Origin of the sequence: Butyrivibrio hungatei, assembly GCF_900101605.1 — a bacterium.
GTDB lineage: Bacteria > Bacillota > Clostridia > Lachnospirales > Lachnospiraceae > Butyrivibrio > Butyrivibrio hungatei_B.
This window is the reverse complement of record NZ_FMUR01000008.1, coordinates 167,789-186,121: the sequence shown is the minus strand read 5'-3', so window position 1 is coordinate 186,121 and position 18,333 is coordinate 167,789. Positions and strand designations below refer to the sequence as shown.

Genomic DNA, 18,333 nt, shown 5'->3' with positions numbered 1-18,333 from the left:
GCCACGTCAGACCAATTACTCCCCTTATTATAAAAAAATAAGTGCAGATGTCAGAGTTAATTACTCTCTAACAACTACACTTTTATGGTACTAAAAAGAACCCACTCAAAGAGCGAGTTCTTTCTTTTTCTTTATCTGTCCATAAATGTTCTTACATTGATTCCGTTGACTTCGATGTGGTCGTCAACAGCAATTACAAGGCACTGTCTGCCGTCGACAATCTTGGATTCAACAAGATCTGTTCTGTCGGGCTTAACCTTGATGACTACGTTGGGAGTTTCGATATCAAACTTCTTGGTATTTGCGATGTTGCTTGCAAGGAGAGGGTAGTCCTCGTCGCCTGCGCATTTTGTGTAGGTCTCATCGAAATAATCAAGACGCTCATCAGATACTCCGCTGTCGTGAAGAAGCTGCTTCACATCATTTTTCTTAAGCTCGAGAGGTTCGGCATCGTCTGCGTGATCCTCAATCATGTCATTTAAGTTGTCATGAATGTTCTTCATTATGTCGTAGTCGGCATTTTCACCGATTGTATTCTGGACTACGGTATCAAAGATACCTTTCTGCTCGGGAGCTGCCAAAGGAGCCCTTCCGCCGAACATTGCCTCTATAAATTCAGGCTGAAGATCGTCGGGCTTCTTCGTGAAATAGAGCATGTTGTGAATGTCGGTGTCTCTTTCGATGAAAGCGGGGAAGAGGAAACCTTTTGTAGGGCCGTCTACGATCCAGTCTCTGAACCTTTCCTCGATCACGTTTGTTCTCTCATTATAGCCAAGTCCTGCTTTTGAAAGCTTAACTGGGCAGATGCTACAAAGGATATAGTCATAGACGTTCTCTGAAGCATCCTCCATCTCGATACCGTCGCTTGTAATACCGGGGATATCATAGGCTGCATGAATAAGGATGATGTAGTAGTTTTCACCGTTTACGTAGTTGGCGATTATCTTGTCATAAAACTCGTCAACAAGCTCGTCATCCTGAAGCTGAGAATTTCTCAAGGTTAAAAGAAAGTCCTGAGTACCTCCCGGCTGTTCCTGGTCAAGAGGAAACTCAAGACTGATCAGATTCTTGCCAAATGTTCCTGCAAGTGTATGCTGGAAAATATCGAGATATTTAAACATCTCTTCCTCCGGAAGCTGTCCGAAGGCTTTTCTGAAAGTAAATAATTTGTTCTTGTCATGATCCACATAGCATCCGCAGATGTGGTCAATAGCGCACCTGTCAGGTGTGAATTGCTTTTTGATTTCTAGTGTTTCTGCTTTATTCATTGTTCTCTGCGTTTTCCTTTGTATAAAATTTGTTGCACATATCTTTTGCGAATCGTATCGGATATAATTGTACCATAACGGAATCAATTAAATCACTGATTGTCATCCTAAAAGCTATTTTAACAAATTTATCGTATGTGGTATCAAACATTTTCTCAAAAACTTTGATACTCTCGACATCAATCCTGTTTACGACAGGTGTACTGATGTCTGTAGGAACGCCGAGCATAGAGGATAAAGAAGTCGCACTGGTACCCATCATTTGGTTCATTGCCTCGGAGGCAGCAGAGAGATGAAGGTCTGAAATCTCACCTTCGGTATTTGTTCCATCCCCGCCCATCATAAGATCTGTCATAACCTTCACGTCATGCTCTTTAAGGATCAGGACATTGTTGCCTTCAAGACCTTTTACGTAGTGAATCTGTACAAAAATACAGGTCTTTTCGTAATCGTCCAGAGCTTCACTTCTTTTTATAAGTTTTACGTTGGGAGTAGTGATCTCAACTTTTCTATTTACCATTAAGCTAAGAGTAGTTGCGGAATTACCCATGCTGATATTGGCAATTTCACCGATAGTATCCATTTGTTCACCGGTTAAAACGTTGTCTTCCAATGTTCTTGCCTCCTTCGCATATTTGGTGTAGATCTATACTAATATTTTAGTTTATACTCTGCGGACTTGTAAAGAATCATTTACGTTATCTTCTAAAAGGTTTATCCTTTTTTTAGAATAATGACAAATGGCAAAAAAAATATGTTAAAAAAACAGCATAAAGGATAAAAATATGGTAACATATAGTATATGACCTGACGGAGGAATTTTTTTACATATGACGATTGAGAAGTATATAAACCCGGAATTCGATAGGATAAAGCAGCTTATTTTTCTGGGACTGGCATTTGCCGGTTTACTGATCATCAGCTTGATCATAATGTTTGGAACAAGAATGTCGGTATGCCTCGTTGACAGCAGCGAGAGGCATGAGGAGTTTAAAAGACGCACTGTAGACAACATGCAGCTTTTTTTCGAGATGATGATATCGAGTACATCGGTAATTTTGTTTGCGTGCGCATATATAATCTGTAACCATATTTTTGATCTTCTTACACCTCTTTATCATGCAAAGAAGATGGGCAGCATGCCGATGAGTATTAAGTGGTTCTATTACCAGTGGGACAAAAACAAGGATTTTGTACTTTTGTTCCTTATTTCGCTGACTTGCCTCATAAACACCGTTTTGGACAAGATCATCATTCCGCTTAGAAGAATTTCAAAAGAGGGCAGAGCTTCCGTAAGAATGCTCGGGATGTTCTATGCGATCATAGTTTTGACGTGCTTTACCACATTTGGCGATGCATCTGTAAGTAAGGAGCAGTATAGTCCTATCATGATGTATTATTTTGGACTCATGATAGGCCGATTCGTTTATTTTGATGCCTCTTTTATTGATTTTATCTATGCAATACTGGGCGCGATAAAGCATGGGCTATTACTGGTGTTTGCGCTTCTTTTGTCCGGAATCCTCAGTGTTATCGGCTTTAAACTCGGGTATCTTATAAAAGAAAACTATTATATCGTGGGACTTCTTTATACGGATGTGTTCATACTTGCTGCGATATTTATAATGCATCATCTGCGCGGAATACTATTGTTTATCAGAAACGAAGACGATGAAGAATACGAAGAGTACGATGATTATGACGACGAAGATGAAGAAGAGGATGAGGAAGAAGAGCTGATGCTTAAGCGCAAAAAGAAGGCTAAAGCAAAGGCGAAGGCTAAGGCAAAGAAAGAAACTTCCAAACAGCAGTTTAACAGAAGAGCAACGGATAAACTGAAGGAATATGACAGCTACGGCGGTTATGACAATGGCGATTATGATGATTTTGATATGTAGTTAAAAATAGTAACGTAGTAAATCCTGAGGTTTGATATGGGATTTAATGGTATTTCTTTAAAAAACAGAATATTCGCTGGATGAATAATCAAATAAAGACTGCCGCATTTATTTGCAGCAGTCTTTTGTAATGGTGCAGTTATTTGTTGAGCTTTGTTTTATCGGAACCGTAGCCTGTGAGATCTTTGTTCGCAGTTACGGAGATTTCTCCTTTTTCAGAATCTACGCTGATTTTTTTGAGCGAGAAAGTGTCATTGTCTTTGAAACATTCAGGCAGATCTTCGGTTGCCATATTTTTGTTTATCGAATTAATGATGTCCACCGTATTTCCATCACTGTCTTTGAAAGTAACGGGATTTCCGTAGGATTCATAATCTATATAGCCTTCTTCGCCTTCAGCGGCTTCGTAATATGCTTCAGCATTTTTATCCGCGATAAAAAGATTTTTTGTAAATACATTATTTATATCACGGGCGTACTGTACCGCGAGGCAGGCGTTATCCGTGTTATATACTGTGTTCTGTGCAAATACGCAGTTTTTAGCCCGGCCGTTTTCATCGGGATCGGAGCCTCCGATAACGATTCCTGCAAGGCCGTCATTTTTTACAAGAGTATTATTGGTAACTTTTATGTCTGTTACTTCTTTTTGTGCGTGCTCAGTTGCAACTTCGATACCGATATCACAGCCTTCCACGTAATTATCGTGAACTTTTATGTCATAACCGCCGTCAACGTAGATTCCTGCTGCACAAGATTCATAATCGTATGTAGCATTAGTTGATGAGGAAACATTGACAACTTTGTTCTCGAAAATATTTCCGCCGCGGGCACGGTCGTCGTTTGACTGACTATGCTCATAACCGATTGCGTCTATACCGATGTTGTCGCAATCATGTATGTAATTATAAGAAACCGCAAAATTGCTCACATTTCCGTTTATGGCGAATGTTTCGCTGTTTCCGCATTTAAGATTATAGAGCTCACACTTTGTAACCGTGATATCGGATATAGGTTTATCCGGCTGAGCTTCGATAAGAATGCCATGGGCATTATATTTCTCATCTATATTCGGAACATCTATATAATCATTTATGCCCATATCATGTATTTTGCAGTTTTTAATTGTAATATTTTCTGAGCCTGAATCAACCAATATTCCTTTTGGAGCGATATCACTTGAAGGTTCGTTGAGCTTAAAATTTGTTATTTCAAGGCCACTTACGGAAACGTTTTTGGCGGATATATACATCATCGATGTAGCTTTTGACCATGCTTCTTCCCATTTTTCGTCTTCACTTTTTTTTCGGTCGCTTTCTGTCTCTTTAAGGAATTCATCGGTTAGTTTATCAAGTTCTTGGTTATTAAGAGTGAAAATTGAACCGTCAATGACAGTGCCTTCTTCAGCTGAGATTGTAATGTTATCCTTGGTAATGACAACGTGCTCTTTATAGATACCTTTTGGAATCTTGATCGTATCGCCTTCTGAGGCTTCCTTAATTGCTTGTGAGATAGTATCGATACCGTCTTTTCCAACTTCGATAACATTGCCTTGTTTTGCATGTATATTCAGGGAAAAGAGAGGGGTTAATGAGAAAAAAGTACATGTGGCAATAGTGCCGATTGTAGATAATATGCTAATTTTTTTCATGATGTCCGTCCTTTGCTGTTGTAATGTTGTGATTAGCTAATCTGATAAAAACAATAACATATATCGATGAAAAAAATAAATGTGAAAAATAACTAAAATTTAACAAAAAATATCTTTCGTTTAATGATTCATTTGAGCTGTCATGCAATAGGGTGATATAGTGGCTTAGTGCAAGATTGCAAACTGAACGTAAAACTATCTTGACAGTTGAGCATGTTTCATATATCATTCTTTTTAAATAAATATTCATTAAACCGTTGAAGCGGAGATAACGGCAATGATGCCAATACAGAGAGCCTGAGATGCTGAGATTCAGGCATGAAACAAGTTGTCAAATGGACCGCTGAGGGCGTAGTGAAAAGTGAGATAGAAAATCTTTGATTTTCGTCATTGAACTTTGTTCCGTCGAACGGAGTGAGGGCGGAACTTCCAATGAAAATGATTTTCGTCATCGAACTTTGTTCTGGCGAGTGCGAAGCACGAGAGCAGAACTTCCGATGAGTTTTTAGCATAAATATTCACCCAGTATTCTACGACGCAAGGCATGCGTAATTTGCCGGAGATATGTTGGTATCTCGCTAAGTTGCATGGTAACACATGAATTCAAGGTGGCACCGCGGATAAAGTTTAAGTATTCGTCCTTGATAGAGTTTAGGCTCTATCAAGGACTTTTTTGCGTGATAAAGGGTTACAAAGCAGACCGTTGTCATGCTAGCATGAACAACGGCCTGCTTTAGTAACCCGAACAGCCATGAGGAAGTAGCACGGAAGTGCGGATTCCGAATGACTGTAGGATTGCGGGAGCGAAGCGTAGCAATCCGTATATCACGCAAAATAAGTGCAGCTAATGCGCAGGGATTTCGCAATCGAAATCCTATGCAATAAGCACACCTTGTGGTAATGATAATAATTGCTTTGTAATACCGCTCGATTGCTACTCTTTGTTCCGTGATAACGGATTTGTTGAGATTGAGATTGGGATTGCGGCATATAAAGGTTTTAATCCTTGCACTTTTTATATGTTTTTTTGCCGTAAGAAAAGGCTCAAAAGCATATAAATCGGTTCTTGCACATATTATCTATATGTTTTTGCTGAAAAAATATAGGCAAAAAGGCATATAAAACCTTATGTTTTTTGAATTTTATACCATGACTTTATCTCGGAGGTATATAAAAAGGATTTATAACAGCATTTTATATGCTCGGAGCAATTCAAATATCGCGCAACCGCGCAAAATAGGCGTAGCTAACGCGCAGGAATTTCGCAAGCGAGACCACGCAAAAACATAAGCAAAGCAAAACATAAGCAGAGTATCAACCCTTAGTAAACCGACACAATTCATCACCACGAAAGGACAGTACTATGAACATTACACCTACATTGGAACAAGTAAAGAGCATAGCTGCGACAAAGGAATACAACGTTATTCCTGTAAGCTGCGAACTGTTATCGGATTTCATCACCCCGATCGAAGCTATGAGAAAACTTAAGAACGTATCGACTCACTGCTATATGCTTGAGTCGGCGCAGGCTGATGAGACCTGGGGAAGATATACATTTATGGGATATGAGCCCAAGATGGAGATAACATGCAAAGACAATGAGCTTGTTGCAGGAGACCTCAAGGTAACAACGGATAAGCCTGATGCATACCTTCGGGATATCCTCTCAAAGTACAAGAGTCCAAGATTTGATTACCTTCCTTCTTTTACAGGCGGATTGGTCGGATATTTCTCCTATGACTACTTTGGATACTGCGAGCCGACTGCCAGATGCAATGTAGAGGACACCGATGCATTCAAGGATCTGGACCTTATGCTCTTTGATAAAGTTATCGCCTTCGACAACGTAAGACAGAAGATAATTCTTATCATAAATATCAAGACAGAAGGCAACATTGAAGAGAATTATAACAGTGCCAAAGAAGAACTTGGAAAGATAAAAGATCTTTTGTACAAGGGAGAAAAGAGTACCGAAAAGCCCGGAAAGCTTCTTGGCGAAGTGACACCTCTTTTTACCAAAGAAAAGTACTGTGACATGGTTGAGAAAGCCAAGGGCCACATTAAAGAGGGAGATATCTTCCAGATAGTCCTTTCAAACAGGCTCTCGGCCGACTACGAAGGAAGCCTCCTAAATACGTACAGAATGCTCAGAACGATCAATCCCTCGCCCTATATGTTCTATTTTTCCGGAACAGACGTGGAAGTTGCGGGAGCATCACCTGAGACATTGGTAAAACTTGAGAACGGCGTGCTTCATACATTCCCTCTTGCGGGAACAAGGAAAAGAGGCGAGACCGAGGAAGAGGACAAGGCACTTGAAAAAGAGCTTCTTGCGGATAAAAAAGAACTTGCAGAGCACAACATGCTTGTTGACCTTGGAAGAAACGATCTTGGCAAGATAAGCGAGTTTGGAAGCGTAGAAGTTGAAAAGCTCCACGAGATCACAAGATACTCACACGTAATGCACATCGGTTCAACGGTGCGCGGAGTTATAAGAAAAGAGTTCGATGCAATAGATGCGGTAAATGCGGTACTTCCCGCAGGTACACTTTCGGGAGCGCCAAAGATCAAGGCGTGCAAGCTTATCGGAGAACTTGAGAACAACAAGCGCGGAATTTACGGCGGCGCTGTTGGATATATAGATTTTACGGGCAACATGGATACATGTATCGCCATAAGGATTGTTTATAAGAAGAACGGCAAAGTGTTCGTTCGAAGCGGAGCCGGCATCGTAGCCGATTCCAATCCGGAGAAAGAGTATGAGGAGTGCCTCAACAAGGCAAAGGCTTCACTCAGAGCACTTGAGCTTTCACAGGAGGTGGAGTGATGGTTTTACTCATAGATAACTACGACAGCTTTTCATATAACCTGTATCAGATGATTGGTGAGATAGAGCCTGACATCAAAGTAATCAGAAACGATGAACTTACAATTGATGAGATAAGGGCGCTTAAGCCTGACAGACTTATCATTTCGCCGGGGCCCGGAAGACCTGAGGATGCGGGAATTATAGTTGAAGCGGCAAAAGAGCTTGGAAAAGAAATCCCGACACTTGGCGTGTGTCTCGGACATCAGGCAATCTGCATGGCGTTTGGTGCTACGATCACATATGCAAAAGAGCTGATGCACGGCAAGGAATCGACAATATCTTTTTATGCGGAATGTCCTTTGTTCAAGGGGCTTCCCGAAAAGGTGAGCGTGGCAAGATATCACTCACTTGCGGCAGATGAAAAGACAATGCCTGAGTGCCTTGAAGTTGTCGCAAAGACTGACGACGGAGAGATAATGGCAGTTCAGCACAAAGAGTATCCTATATACGGAGTGCAGTTCCATCCCGAGTCAATAATGACTCCCGAGGGAAAAGAGATGTTAAGAAACTTTATATGATATAGGCGTCATAAGTCCAAAATGCGTACATGCTTGTATGTTAAGCATTTTGACTTTATGACCCGAACAAATATGAGGAATTAGCAATTTACGTAGTAAATTAGCGGTTTCCGAATGTTTGTAGAATTGCGAGAGTTTCGAAGAAACGGAGCAATTCATATATCATAATCAAATAAATAAGATATAACAGGAGGCAATAGCAATGATCAAAGAAGCAATAGTAAAAATCGTAAACAAAGAAGACCTTACATATGATGAGGCTTATGCGGTAATGAACGAGATCATGGGAGGAGAGACAACACCTACACAGAATGCAGCTTTTTTGTCAGCTCTTTCCACAAAGTCAGCAAAGGCTGAGACAACAGATGAGATCGCAGGTTGTGCAGCAGCTATGAGAAACCATGCGACCAAAGTTGACACCGGAATGGATATCTTCGAGATCGTAGGAACAGGCGGAGACAACGCTCAGAGCTTTAATATTTCAACTACATCTGCACTTGTTGCGGCAGCAGGCGGAATGAAAGTTGCAAAGCACGGAAACAGGGCGGCTTCTTCAAAGTGCGGAACAGCTGACTGTCTTGAGGCACTTGGCGTAAACATTCAGCAGGATCCCGAGAAATGTATTGAACTTTTAAAGGAAGCGGGAATGTGTTTCTTCTTTGCCCAGAAATATCACACATCAATGAAGTATGTAGGCGCAATCAGAAAAGAACTCGGATTCAGAACGGTGTTCAACATCCTTGGCCCCCTTACAAATCCCGGATCACCCAAGATGCAGCTTCTTGGTGTTTACGATGAGTATCTCGTTGAACCCCTTGCAAGAGTTCTTGTAAGCCTTGGAGTTGAGAGAGGTATGGTAGTTTACGGACAGGACAAGCTCGATGAAATCTCACTCAGCGCTCCGACAACAATCTGCGAGATCAGAGACGGATGGTACAAATCATATGTTATAAAGCCTGAGGACTTCGGACTTACAACATGCAAGAAAGAGGACCTTGTAGGCGGAACACCCGATGAGAACGCCGAGATTACAAGAAAGATCTTAAAGGGCGATAAGGGACCCAAGCGCGATGCGGTTCTTTTAAATGCCGGTGCATCTCTTTACATCGGTGGAAAGGCAGACACCTTCGAAGCAGGAGTTAAGCTTGCGGCAGAGCTTATTGATTCAGGCAAAGCTTATGAGACACTTGAGAAACTTATTGAAGTAAGTAACAGGTAAATGACTATGACTATTTTGGATGAACTTGCAGCATATGCGAGAAAAAGAGTTGATATAGCCAAGCAGAGCGTATCTTTGGATGAAGTAAAAGAGAAAGCGCTTGCGATGCCCAAAGGAGATTTCCTTTTTGAAAAGAACTTAAGAAAAGATGATATTTCTTTTATCTGCGAGTGTAAAAAAGCTTCTCCTTCAAAAGGAATAATTGCTGAGGATTTTCCTTATCTGGAGATTGCAAAAGAGTATGAGAAAGCAGGTGCTGACTGCATTTCCGTACTCACTGAGCCGAAGTGGTTCCTGGGAAAAGATGAGTATCTTAAGGAAATCACCGAGATGGTGGGAATTCCCTGCATCAGAAAAGATTTCACGGTAGATGAGTACATGATCTACGAAGCAAAAGTACTCGGTGCTTCGGCGGTGCTTCTCATCTGCTCAATCCTTGATGATGCGGCTATAGAGAAGTATCTTGGAATATGTAACGACCTTGGACTTTCTGCTCTTGTCGAGACTCATGATGAGGAAGAGGTCAAAAGAGCCGTCGCGCTCGGAGCTTCCATAATCGGAGTAAACAACCGCAATCTTAAGGACTTTAGCGTTGATACATCAAACAGCGAGAGGCTCAGAAAGATAATCCCTTCAGGTTCGGTCTTTGTTTCCGAGAGCGGTGTAAAGACGGCGGAAGATGTAGCAAAGCTTAGAAAAATCGGCGCGGATGCGGTACTTATAGGCGAAACGCTGATGAGAGCAGCAGATAAGAAGGCTAAGCTTGATGAATTAAAGGGAATTCTATGATAACTCATGGAAGTTTGGCTCAAGAAGGAAGATTTCATGGCGGTAAATAAAATATATAAGCGCCCCAAGATAAAACTTTGCGGGCTTTCATCGGTTTCGGATGTAGAAGTCGCGAATGCTTTAAAGCCTGAGTTTATCGGTTTTGTCTTGTGGCAAAAGAGTAAGAGAAATGTTACTAAGGACAAGGCGGCAGAGCTTAAAAAGCTTCTTGATCCGCAGATCAAGGCGGTAGGAGTTTTTGTCGATGAAGATGCGAAAGTTGTCGCAGATCTTCTAAATAATGGTATTATAGATATCGCGCAGCTCCACGGAAGCGAAGATAACAGCTATATCGCAAAACTTAGGAAGCTGACAGATAAGCCTGTCATCAAGGCGTTTCAGGTTAAGAGCAGCGACGATATTGCAGATATCGAGAAATCAGATGCCGACTATGTGCTTATCGATTCCGGTCAGGGAACGGGAAAAGCGTTCGACTGGAAGATACTTGAAGGGATAAAAAGAGATTTTTTCCTCGCCGGAGGGCTTGATCCCGATAATGTTGCGGAAGCTGTGAGGGCTGTGGCGCCCTATGCGGTTGATGTTAGTTCAGGTATAGAGACGGATGGAAAAAAAGACAGAATCAAGATGGAAAGATTTGTCGGGAACGCAAGAAATTAGTATGAAGACACGATGACAATCAGATAAATAAATTGCGAAAAATCTATCGTATCAGCACGCTAATGCGCAGGAATCTGCGATTACATGAATAAAAACATTTTTTGTGAAAGGATGTACCATGACCAATAAAAATGGACGTTTCGGTATACACGGCGGACAGTATATACCCGAGACACTTATGAATGCAGTAATAGAGCTTGAAGAAGCTTACAATCATTACAAGAACGATCCTGAGTTCAACGCAGAGCTCACAGAGCTTTTAAATGAATATGCGGGAAGACCTTCACGCCTTTACTACGCTGAGAAGATGACAAAGGACCTTGGCGGAGCAAAGATCTATCTTAAGAGAGAGGATCTCAATCATACCGGCTCTCACAAGATAAATAACGTTCTCGGACAGGCTCTTTTGGCCAAAAAAATGGGAAAAACAAGGCTCATAGCTGAGACAGGCGCCGGACAGCACGGTGTTGCGACAGCTACGGCAGCAGCTCTTATGGGAATGGAATGTGTTGTATTCATGGGCGAAGAGGATACGAAGAGACAGGCTCTTAACGTGTACAGAATGAGACTTCTCGGCGCAGAAGTTATTCCTGTTAAGTCGGGAACCGCAACTCTTAAGGATGCCGTATCGGAGGCCATGAGAGAGTGGACTTCAAGAATTGACGATACGCACTACTGCCTCGGATCTGTCATGGGACCTCATCCGTTCCCAACAATAGTAAGAGATTTTCAGTCTGTTATCTCAAAGGAGACTAAACAGCAGATCCTTGAAAAAGAGGGAAGACTTCCCGATGCGGTTATTGCCTGTGTCGGCGGCGGATCAAATGCTATCGGAAGTTTCTATAACTTTATAGAAGATAAGGAAGTAAGGCTTATCGGCTGCGAGGCAGCAGGACGCGGAATCGATACTTTTGAGACTGCAGCGACCGTTAATACGGGAAGTGTAGGAATTTTTCACGGTATGAAATCATACTTCTGCCAGGATAAGTACGGCCAGATTGCGCCTGTTTACTCGATATCCGCAGGACTTGATTATCCCGGTGTCGGACCTGAGCACGCATACCTTCATGATATCAAGAGAGCTGAGTATGTGCCTGTGACTGACGACGAGGCTGTTAATGCTTTTGAATATCTTTCACGCACAGAGGGAATCATCCCCGCAATTGAGTCTGCTCATGCGGTTGCCTATGCTATGAAGGTCGCAAAAGAGTATGACAAAGACAAGATCATCGTTGTAACAATCTCGGGAAGAGGAGATAAGGACTGCGCAGCAATCGCTCGCTACAGAGGGGAGGATATCCATGAGTAACATTAAGAAAGCATTTGAAAACGGCAAGGCATTCATCGCCTTCATCACATGTGGAGATCCCGACCTTGAGACCACCAAAAAAGTTGTTCTTGAAGCATGCAAAAACGGTGCAGATCTTATAGAGCTCGGAATACCTTTTTCCGATCCCACAGCCGAGGGACCTGTAATTCAGGGTGCAAATATCCGTGCGCTGGCAGGAGGCGTTACTACCGATAAGGTTTTTGATCTTGTAAGGGAACTCAGAAAAGAAACAGATACACCTTTTGTGTTTATGACATATGCAAACGTGGTATTTTCATATGGTTCTGAGAAATTCATCTCGCTTTGCAAAGAGACCGGTGTAGACGGAATCATCCTTCCCGATCTTCCGTTTGAGGAAAAAGAGGAGTTTTCTCCTGTCTGCGATAAATACGGAGTAGATCTTATTTCGCTTATCGCGCCCACATCCGAGAACAGAATTTCAATGATCGCTAAAGAGGCACAGGGCTTTATCTACATCGTATCAAGTCTTGGTGTAACAGGAACAAGATCGGAGATAAAGACAGACCTTGCATCTATCGTAAAAGTAATTCGTGAGAATACCGATATTCCATGTGCTATAGGCTTTGGAATCTCAACACCCGAGCAGGCAGCGAAGATGGCAGCGATATCTGACGGCGCAATTGTTGGTTCTGCGATAATCAAGATTCTTGAGAAGTATGGAAAAGAAGCTCCGAAGTATGTCGGAGAGTATGTGAAATCTATGAAAGAAGCGCTGTGAATAAGCTTTGCATAGTTGACGCAAATTATTTTAATACTTTGATAAGTGCTCTGCACGAAAAAAGAGGACTTGCACTAATTTGATCACTTAGTGCGAATCCTCTTTTTGTTAATGGAAAAACTATATTGTTTATTGCCCAATCATGCTTATCACAAGACCTACAAGTATGATACCTGCGCAAAAGATCTTGTAGCCGATATTCTTTTCCTTGAAGATGAACTTTCCGCATACAATGGAAATGATGCAGGCGGATTGTTTAAGTAAAGTCATTATTATGACCTTAGAGTCTGTGTAGGAATTGGCGATAAACAGAGCCTTGTCCGCGATAAAGAACAGGAAACTGAGAAGCCAGATCCAGCCGTTTTTCCAAACGGAAGAGCTTATCTTGATGCGTCTTACGATGAAATACAGACCGTAAAAGACAACAAGATAGAGCATGTACCAAAATTGAAGCTGAGAAGAATTGATATCTCTCATATATATTTTATCGAGGCATCCGGATATCGCATTGCAGATGCAGGAAGCAAGTACCATCCATACATATATGGGTGGTATTTTTTCTGCTTTGTATGTGCTGCGGGTGTCGGAACGTTTTTTCATCTCGGGATAGATCTTTAAGAACAAAAGCCCGAAGAGGATGAGCAGAAGGCCGACAGTTGAATATATTGAGCCTTTTTCTTTTAACACAAATATTCCGAACGCGGTTGAAAAGAGAATCCTTGAGAGGTCAAGAACTCCGTATAAGCTGATGGGGATATTGTCGAGTGCCTTAAACGAGCATATCCACGCTATGAATATTACAAAACTCTTTATCGCGATCAGGAAAAAAAATTTCGGAGGAAATCCTTTAAATGCCGCGGGCGCCTCCGGTATGCAGAATAAAAATGTAAGGAAGGTATATACAAAAAGCACTTCCATTACTGTATTTTTAGTCAGCGCTTTCTTTTTTACAACATCACGAAATCCCTTCACGATCCCGTAGAACAAAACAAGTCCGGCCCAAAGCATTTCTAAGATATCTCCTTTATAAATAAGTAAATCCGAAACATTATATCATTTTTGCCACTTTATGTATGTAATTTATGATTGAAAATTGCCTGCTTGATTATTACAATATTATTAACAATATATTAAGGAGAATTTTGTATGAGAAAAGTTTTTGATGCGCTAAAATACGCTGTGATCATGGCGTTTTGTATTTTTTTATTTGTTAAAACAGACTGTAAGGCTTATGCTGCTGACTGGTATATTTCACCGTCAGGTAACGATTCGAATGCAGGCACGTCTACGTCTGCTCCGTTTAAGAGCCTTATGAGAGCTCAGGAAGCGGCTTCTTCCGGTGATACCGTCTATATTATGGGCAGTACTTACAATGACTTCGGCATTGCGGCTAAGGATAATAATTACAATTATGTAAATGAGTTTACAAAGAGCAATATTACTTACAGAGCATATACTTCCAAGGATGTACCTGTTTTCGACTTTTCAAGAGTGCCCACGGATAAGAGAGTAGCGGCATTTCATATCAAGAGCGGAGTTAAGGGAGTGTATTTTCTTTGCTTTAAAGTTACCGGAGTTCCTATAGGAAATCAGAAGCAGTCCGAGTGCTTCAGGGTAGAAGGAAATGCGACATTCAATCAGATAACATGCTTCGATGCACAGGCAAACGGTTTCTATTTCTGCAATAACGGAAGTGGAGAGTGCATAAAGTGTGATGCCTATAATCTCAATACACCAAATCGTACATCCAATTCAAATACCGATGGATTCGGAGCGCATGGACAGAGTGTTGCTTTCAGGCAGTGCAGGGCATGGGCTTGCGGCGATGATGGATTTGACTGTATTACATCAAAAGGAGCCAATACATTTGAATATTGCTGGGCTTTTGATATGAGAAAAGGCGGAGATTCCAATGGATTTAAGATTGGCGGCTACGGAACGGGAAAAGTCCCGAATACAGTTCCTGTACATACAGTAACTCACTGCATCGCAGTAAATAATGCTTCCAACGGATTCTATGCAAATCATCAGCCCGGACAGTCGGCAAACTGGACCAATAATGTTGCATACGGCAATTCCGGAAGCAATTACAATATGCTTGAGAGAGTAAGCCCGAGCGATTCGAAAGATATCCCCGGAACAAGAGAGTTCCTCAGATGCAATATTTCTTTAAACGGTAAAGTTTCCAATGTCGGAAAGGGAACAAAGGTTGGAAGCTGTTCATGGAACAGCTCATACAACTGTGCCAATGATGATTTTGAAAGCCTTGATGCTTCTCAGCTTTCTGCACCCAGAGGCGCAAACGGAGTGCTTCCAAATATCAACTTCATGAAGCCTGTCAGCGGAAGTGATCTTAAGGATATCGGATATTATGTGAATTGATATGGTAAGCTGCAATAATAATTGTGGATTTATAAAATTCAGTATGGACTTTAAATAGACCATACGATATAATAACTCTGCTTTCATAAAAAAAGAAACTATATAAAGATAATTTTTGGCAAAATTAGAGAAATCTAATGACGCAAAGCTATAGGGTCCGAAAGGACAGCCAGTTGCAGTTTATAGCGATGCGTAAGCATCGCTTTTTACATTAATAGGAAAAAGGAATTTTTGTAAAAATGAAAATGAAGACAATTATTACGGCAATCGCATTGCCGATGCTTTATGTTGCAATTACCGGATATGGTAATGCGGGATCATCAACAGAGGAAGTTTTTGTACATATGGAAGAAACTTTTACTCCATGTGAGCAGGAAGGGATTGCCGCTACGGCTGAGGTTAGCGGAGAACAGGTGAATCCCGGTGAGAATAATGTGGTTGTTGAGGCTGCAGTAAGTGAAGCTTCTGCGCCTGCAGCGGCACCTGAAACGACACCTGTTCCGGCTCCTGCACCTGAAAATATTGCGTGGGCAAGCATTGGACATGAAGACATCATGCTGTATCCCGCAAATGAGGATGCCAATAACGTAAATGCCCGAGTTGCATGCGGCTATATAAACGGATATATAGTTAAGCCCGGAGAGACATTTTCTTATGCAAATACTGTAGGAAGGGGAACACCTCCTGAAAGAGGATATGTTATAGCGCATGTAGTCGGAGGATATGACTACGGCGGAGGTGTATGCAAGATAAGCAGTGCTCTTTACCATGCGGCAATGAACGCAGGGTGCAGGATTGTTGAAAGACACAATCATTCAAAGCCTGTAGACTACTATGCGCAGGGAGATGATGCAGCTATCGCTTTCAGATCGAGAAAAGACTTTAGATTCAGAAATGAATTTGCATACGATGTTATGATACAGGCATCTTACGATGAGACAGGATATCATCTTGATATTCTTGCTCCTCAGGCTAACATTCCGGTGCCTCAGCCTGAAGTTTTAGCACCACAGCCTGAAGTTCCGGCACCTCAACCGGAAGCTCCGATAGCACAGACCGAAGCTCCTGTTCCACAGCCGGAAAATCCAACACCTCAAGTTTGAGATATATAAGGACGGATCAAATGATCCGTTCTTTTTTTGAGGAATTGAATAAAGAGCTTACGGTTTGTTAATCTTAAATAACTATAAAATCAATTGAATACAATTTATTTTGGTTATATAATACTTCATTGGAGATTATTACAGGAGAAAGCATATGATAAAGACATTAGGTAAAGAACTAAAAGAATACAAACTTGTATCCGTATTGACGCCGCTGTGCATGATCGGCGAGGTTGCGGCGGAGATGATCATTCCGAAACTCATGGGAAAGATCGTCGATAACGGAATTTACGCAGAGAATATGGCGTACATTTTCAGAGTCGGATTTTTAATGATCGTTATCGCTCTGTTTGGACTTGCTGCGGGAATCGGAGGAGCGTACTACGGATCGAAGGCTTCCACGGGACTTGCCAAGAACTTGAGAAAAGCCATGTTTGATAACATTCAGACTTTTTCTTTTTCCAATATAGACAAGTTTTCTACATCAGGACTTGTGACAAGACTCACGACCGATGTCACAAATATTCAGAACGCATATATGATGCTTCTTAGAATGGCAATGAGAGCGCCTGCGACCGTAATAGGTGCAATGATCATGTCGTTTATGATAAATCCCAGGATCGCGACAATCTATCTTGCGGCTGTAGTTGTTCTTGCAATTTTCATGGTTCTAATCATGAGCAAAGCAACTGTTTATTTCAAGGAAGTTTTTGAAAAGTATGATGAGCTTAACGAGAGCGTACAGGAGAACGTGTCTGCTATACGTGTTGTTAAGGCATATGTACGTGAAGACTATGAGAATGATAAGTTCAAAAAAGCTGCGGGCAACATTTACAACATGTTTGTGCGGGCAGAGATGAATGTAATTAAGATGGGACCTATGATGACGGCCACGGTTTATGTATGTATCCTTCTTATAAGCTGGGTAGGTGCGCATATGATCGTTGCGGGAAGCCTTACGACAGGCGAACTGATGGGACTTCTTTCTTATTGTATGAATATTCTTATGAGCATGATGTTTCTTGCTATTATTTTTGTAATGCTCACAATGGCTCAGGCAAGCGGAAAGCGTATAGCAGAAGTTCTCGAAGAGACTCCCGACATTACAAATAAGGCTGATGCGATCATGGCTGTGCCTGATGGAAGTATCAGATTTGAACATGTAAATTTTGCTTATAATGAAACTTCGGAAGAGCCTGTTTTAAAAGATATAAATATTGATATCAAGTCCGGAGAAACGATCGGAATAATCGGAGGTACAGGTTCTGCCAAGTCGTCTTTGGTAAATCTTATAAGTAGACTCTATGATGTCACGGATGGCGTTGTTAAAGTAGGCGGAATCGATGTAAGAGACTACGATATGGAGACATTGAGGGATCAGGTTTCTGTTGTGCTTCAAAAGAATGTTCTTTTTTCCGGAACTATTCTTGATAACCTCAGATGGGGTGATAAGGATGCGACAAAAGAGGACTGCATAAGAGCCTGCAAGATGGCTTGTGCCGACGAATTTATAGAAAGAATGCCGGATGGATATGAAACATTCATAGAGCAGGGCGGAGCAAATGTATCGGGCGGACAAAGGCAGAGACTTTGTATTGCAAGAGCACTTCTCAAAAAGCCCAAGATACTTATACTTGATGATTCGACAAGTGCCGTTGATACGGCAACGGATGCCAAGATCAGAAAGGCATTTGCGGAAGAAATACCCGGAACGACCAAACTTATCATTGCACAGAGAATTGCGTCAGTCCAGGAGTGCGACAGAATAATAGTTATGGACGACGGCCAGGTTAGCGGATTTGGAACACACAGTGAGCTTCTTGAGAGCAACACCATCTACAGAGAAGTATACGAGTCGCAGACAGGCGCCGGAGCGGACGCAGACTTTGATAAGCAGGCTTAAGGAGGAA

Annotated in this window: 15 protein-coding genes and 1 riboswitch; of the genes, 11 read left to right on the top strand and 4 right to left on the bottom strand. The window is 41.7% G+C overall.

Annotated elements, in window-relative coordinates:
- Nucleotides 1–131: 131 nt before the first annotated feature.
- Both BLP87_RS07875 and fliY read right to left on the bottom strand, forming a co-directional pair.
- Nucleotides 132–1,268, bottom strand: a complete 1,137-nt coding sequence (locus BLP87_RS07875; protein WP_074462207.1) for a DUF4317 domain-containing protein — start codon at nucleotides 1,266–1,268, stop codon at nucleotides 132–134.
- Nucleotides 1,261–1,881, bottom strand: coding sequence for a flagellar motor switch phosphatase FliY (gene fliY / locus BLP87_RS07870; protein ID WP_074462206.1), 621 nt, complete (start codon nucleotides 1,879–1,881; stop codon nucleotides 1,261–1,263). The genes BLP87_RS07875 and fliY overlap by 8 nt, the downstream gene beginning before the upstream one ends.
- Before the next feature lie 217 nt (nucleotides 1,882–2,098).
- Between fliY and BLP87_RS07865 the strand changes: the two genes are divergently transcribed.
- A complete protein-coding gene (locus BLP87_RS07865) occupies nucleotides 2,099–3,166 on the top strand; it encodes a hypothetical protein (protein WP_074462205.1) in 1,068 nt (355 codons plus the stop codon).
- Nucleotides 3,167–3,305: 139 nt separating this feature from the next.
- Here the strand turns inward: BLP87_RS07865 and BLP87_RS07860 are convergent, their stop codons facing one another.
- Nucleotides 3,306–4,814 carry a right-handed parallel beta-helix repeat-containing protein gene (locus tag BLP87_RS07860; protein ID WP_074462204.1) on the bottom strand — a complete coding sequence of 503 codons (1,509 nt, stop codon included), beginning with the start codon at nucleotides 4,812–4,814 and terminating at the stop codon, nucleotides 3,306–3,308.
- Between the two features lie 1,363 nt (nucleotides 4,815–6,177).
- Here BLP87_RS07860 and trpE point away from each other — a divergent pair.
- From trpE to trpA, 7 genes are all read left to right on the top strand, one after another.
- Nucleotides 6,178–7,644, top strand: coding sequence for an anthranilate synthase component I (gene trpE, locus BLP87_RS07855; RefSeq protein WP_074462203.1), 1,467 nt, complete (start codon nucleotides 6,178–6,180; stop codon nucleotides 7,642–7,644).
- Complete coding sequence (locus BLP87_RS07850; protein WP_074462202.1) at nucleotides 7,644–8,204, top strand: anthranilate synthase component II; 561 nt, start codon at nucleotides 7,644–7,646, stop codon at nucleotides 8,202–8,204. Before trpE ends, BLP87_RS07850 begins: the two co-directional genes overlap by 1 nt.
- Before the next feature lie 202 nt (nucleotides 8,205–8,406).
- The gene (gene trpD / locus BLP87_RS07845) at nucleotides 8,407–9,423 is read left to right on the top strand and encodes an anthranilate phosphoribosyltransferase (protein WP_074462201.1); all 1,017 of its coding nucleotides are present in this window, start codon (nucleotides 8,407–8,409) and stop codon (nucleotides 9,421–9,423) included.
- A 6-nt stretch (nucleotides 9,424–9,429) separates the two neighbouring features.
- On the top strand, nucleotides 9,430–10,212 hold the full coding sequence (gene trpC, locus BLP87_RS07840; protein WP_074462200.1) for an indole-3-glycerol phosphate synthase TrpC: 783 nt from the start codon (nucleotides 9,430–9,432) through the stop codon (nucleotides 10,210–10,212).
- A 36-nt stretch (nucleotides 10,213–10,248) separates the two neighbouring features.
- The gene (locus BLP87_RS07835; protein WP_074462199.1) at nucleotides 10,249–10,869 is read left to right on the top strand and encodes a phosphoribosylanthranilate isomerase; all 621 of its coding nucleotides are present in this window, start codon (nucleotides 10,249–10,251) and stop codon (nucleotides 10,867–10,869) included.
- Nucleotides 10,870–10,987: 118 nt separating this feature from the next.
- Nucleotides 10,988–12,178 carry a tryptophan synthase subunit beta gene (trpB, locus tag BLP87_RS07830; protein WP_074462198.1) on the top strand — a complete coding sequence of 397 codons (1,191 nt, stop codon included), beginning with the start codon at nucleotides 10,988–10,990 and terminating at the stop codon, nucleotides 12,176–12,178.
- Complete coding sequence (trpA, locus tag BLP87_RS07825; protein ID WP_074462197.1) at nucleotides 12,171–12,938, top strand: tryptophan synthase subunit alpha; 768 nt, start codon at nucleotides 12,171–12,173, stop codon at nucleotides 12,936–12,938. The genes trpB and trpA overlap by 8 nt, the downstream gene beginning before the upstream one ends.
- A 129-nt stretch (nucleotides 12,939–13,067) precedes the next feature.
- Here trpA and BLP87_RS07820 read toward each other — a convergent pair whose 3' ends face one another.
- Nucleotides 13,068–13,946, bottom strand: coding sequence for an EamA family transporter (locus BLP87_RS07820; RefSeq protein ID WP_074462196.1), 879 nt, complete (start codon nucleotides 13,944–13,946; stop codon nucleotides 13,068–13,070).
- 138 nt (nucleotides 13,947–14,084) lie between these two features.
- Between BLP87_RS07820 and BLP87_RS07815 the strand changes: the two genes are divergently transcribed.
- The 3 genes from BLP87_RS07815 to BLP87_RS07805 all read left to right on the top strand — a co-directional run bounded on the left by BLP87_RS07815 (nucleotide 14,085) and on the right by BLP87_RS07805 (nucleotide 18,326).
- The gene (locus BLP87_RS07815; protein ID WP_242871828.1) at nucleotides 14,085–15,320 is read left to right on the top strand and encodes a right-handed parallel beta-helix repeat-containing protein; all 1,236 of its coding nucleotides are present in this window, start codon (nucleotides 14,085–14,087) and stop codon (nucleotides 15,318–15,320) included.
- A 107-nt stretch (nucleotides 15,321–15,427) separates the two neighbouring features.
- A riboswitch (cyclic di-GMP riboswitch) is annotated at nucleotides 15,428–15,501 on the top strand.
- Between the two features lie 58 nt (nucleotides 15,502–15,559).
- Nucleotides 15,560–16,423, top strand: coding sequence for a VanW family protein (locus BLP87_RS07810; protein WP_074462195.1), 864 nt, complete (start codon nucleotides 15,560–15,562; stop codon nucleotides 16,421–16,423).
- Between the two features lie 154 nt (nucleotides 16,424–16,577).
- Nucleotides 16,578–18,326, top strand: a complete 1,749-nt coding sequence (locus BLP87_RS07805) for an ABC transporter ATP-binding protein (protein ID WP_074462194.1) — start codon at nucleotides 16,578–16,580, stop codon at nucleotides 18,324–18,326.
- Nucleotides 18,327–18,333 lie beyond the last annotated feature (7 nt).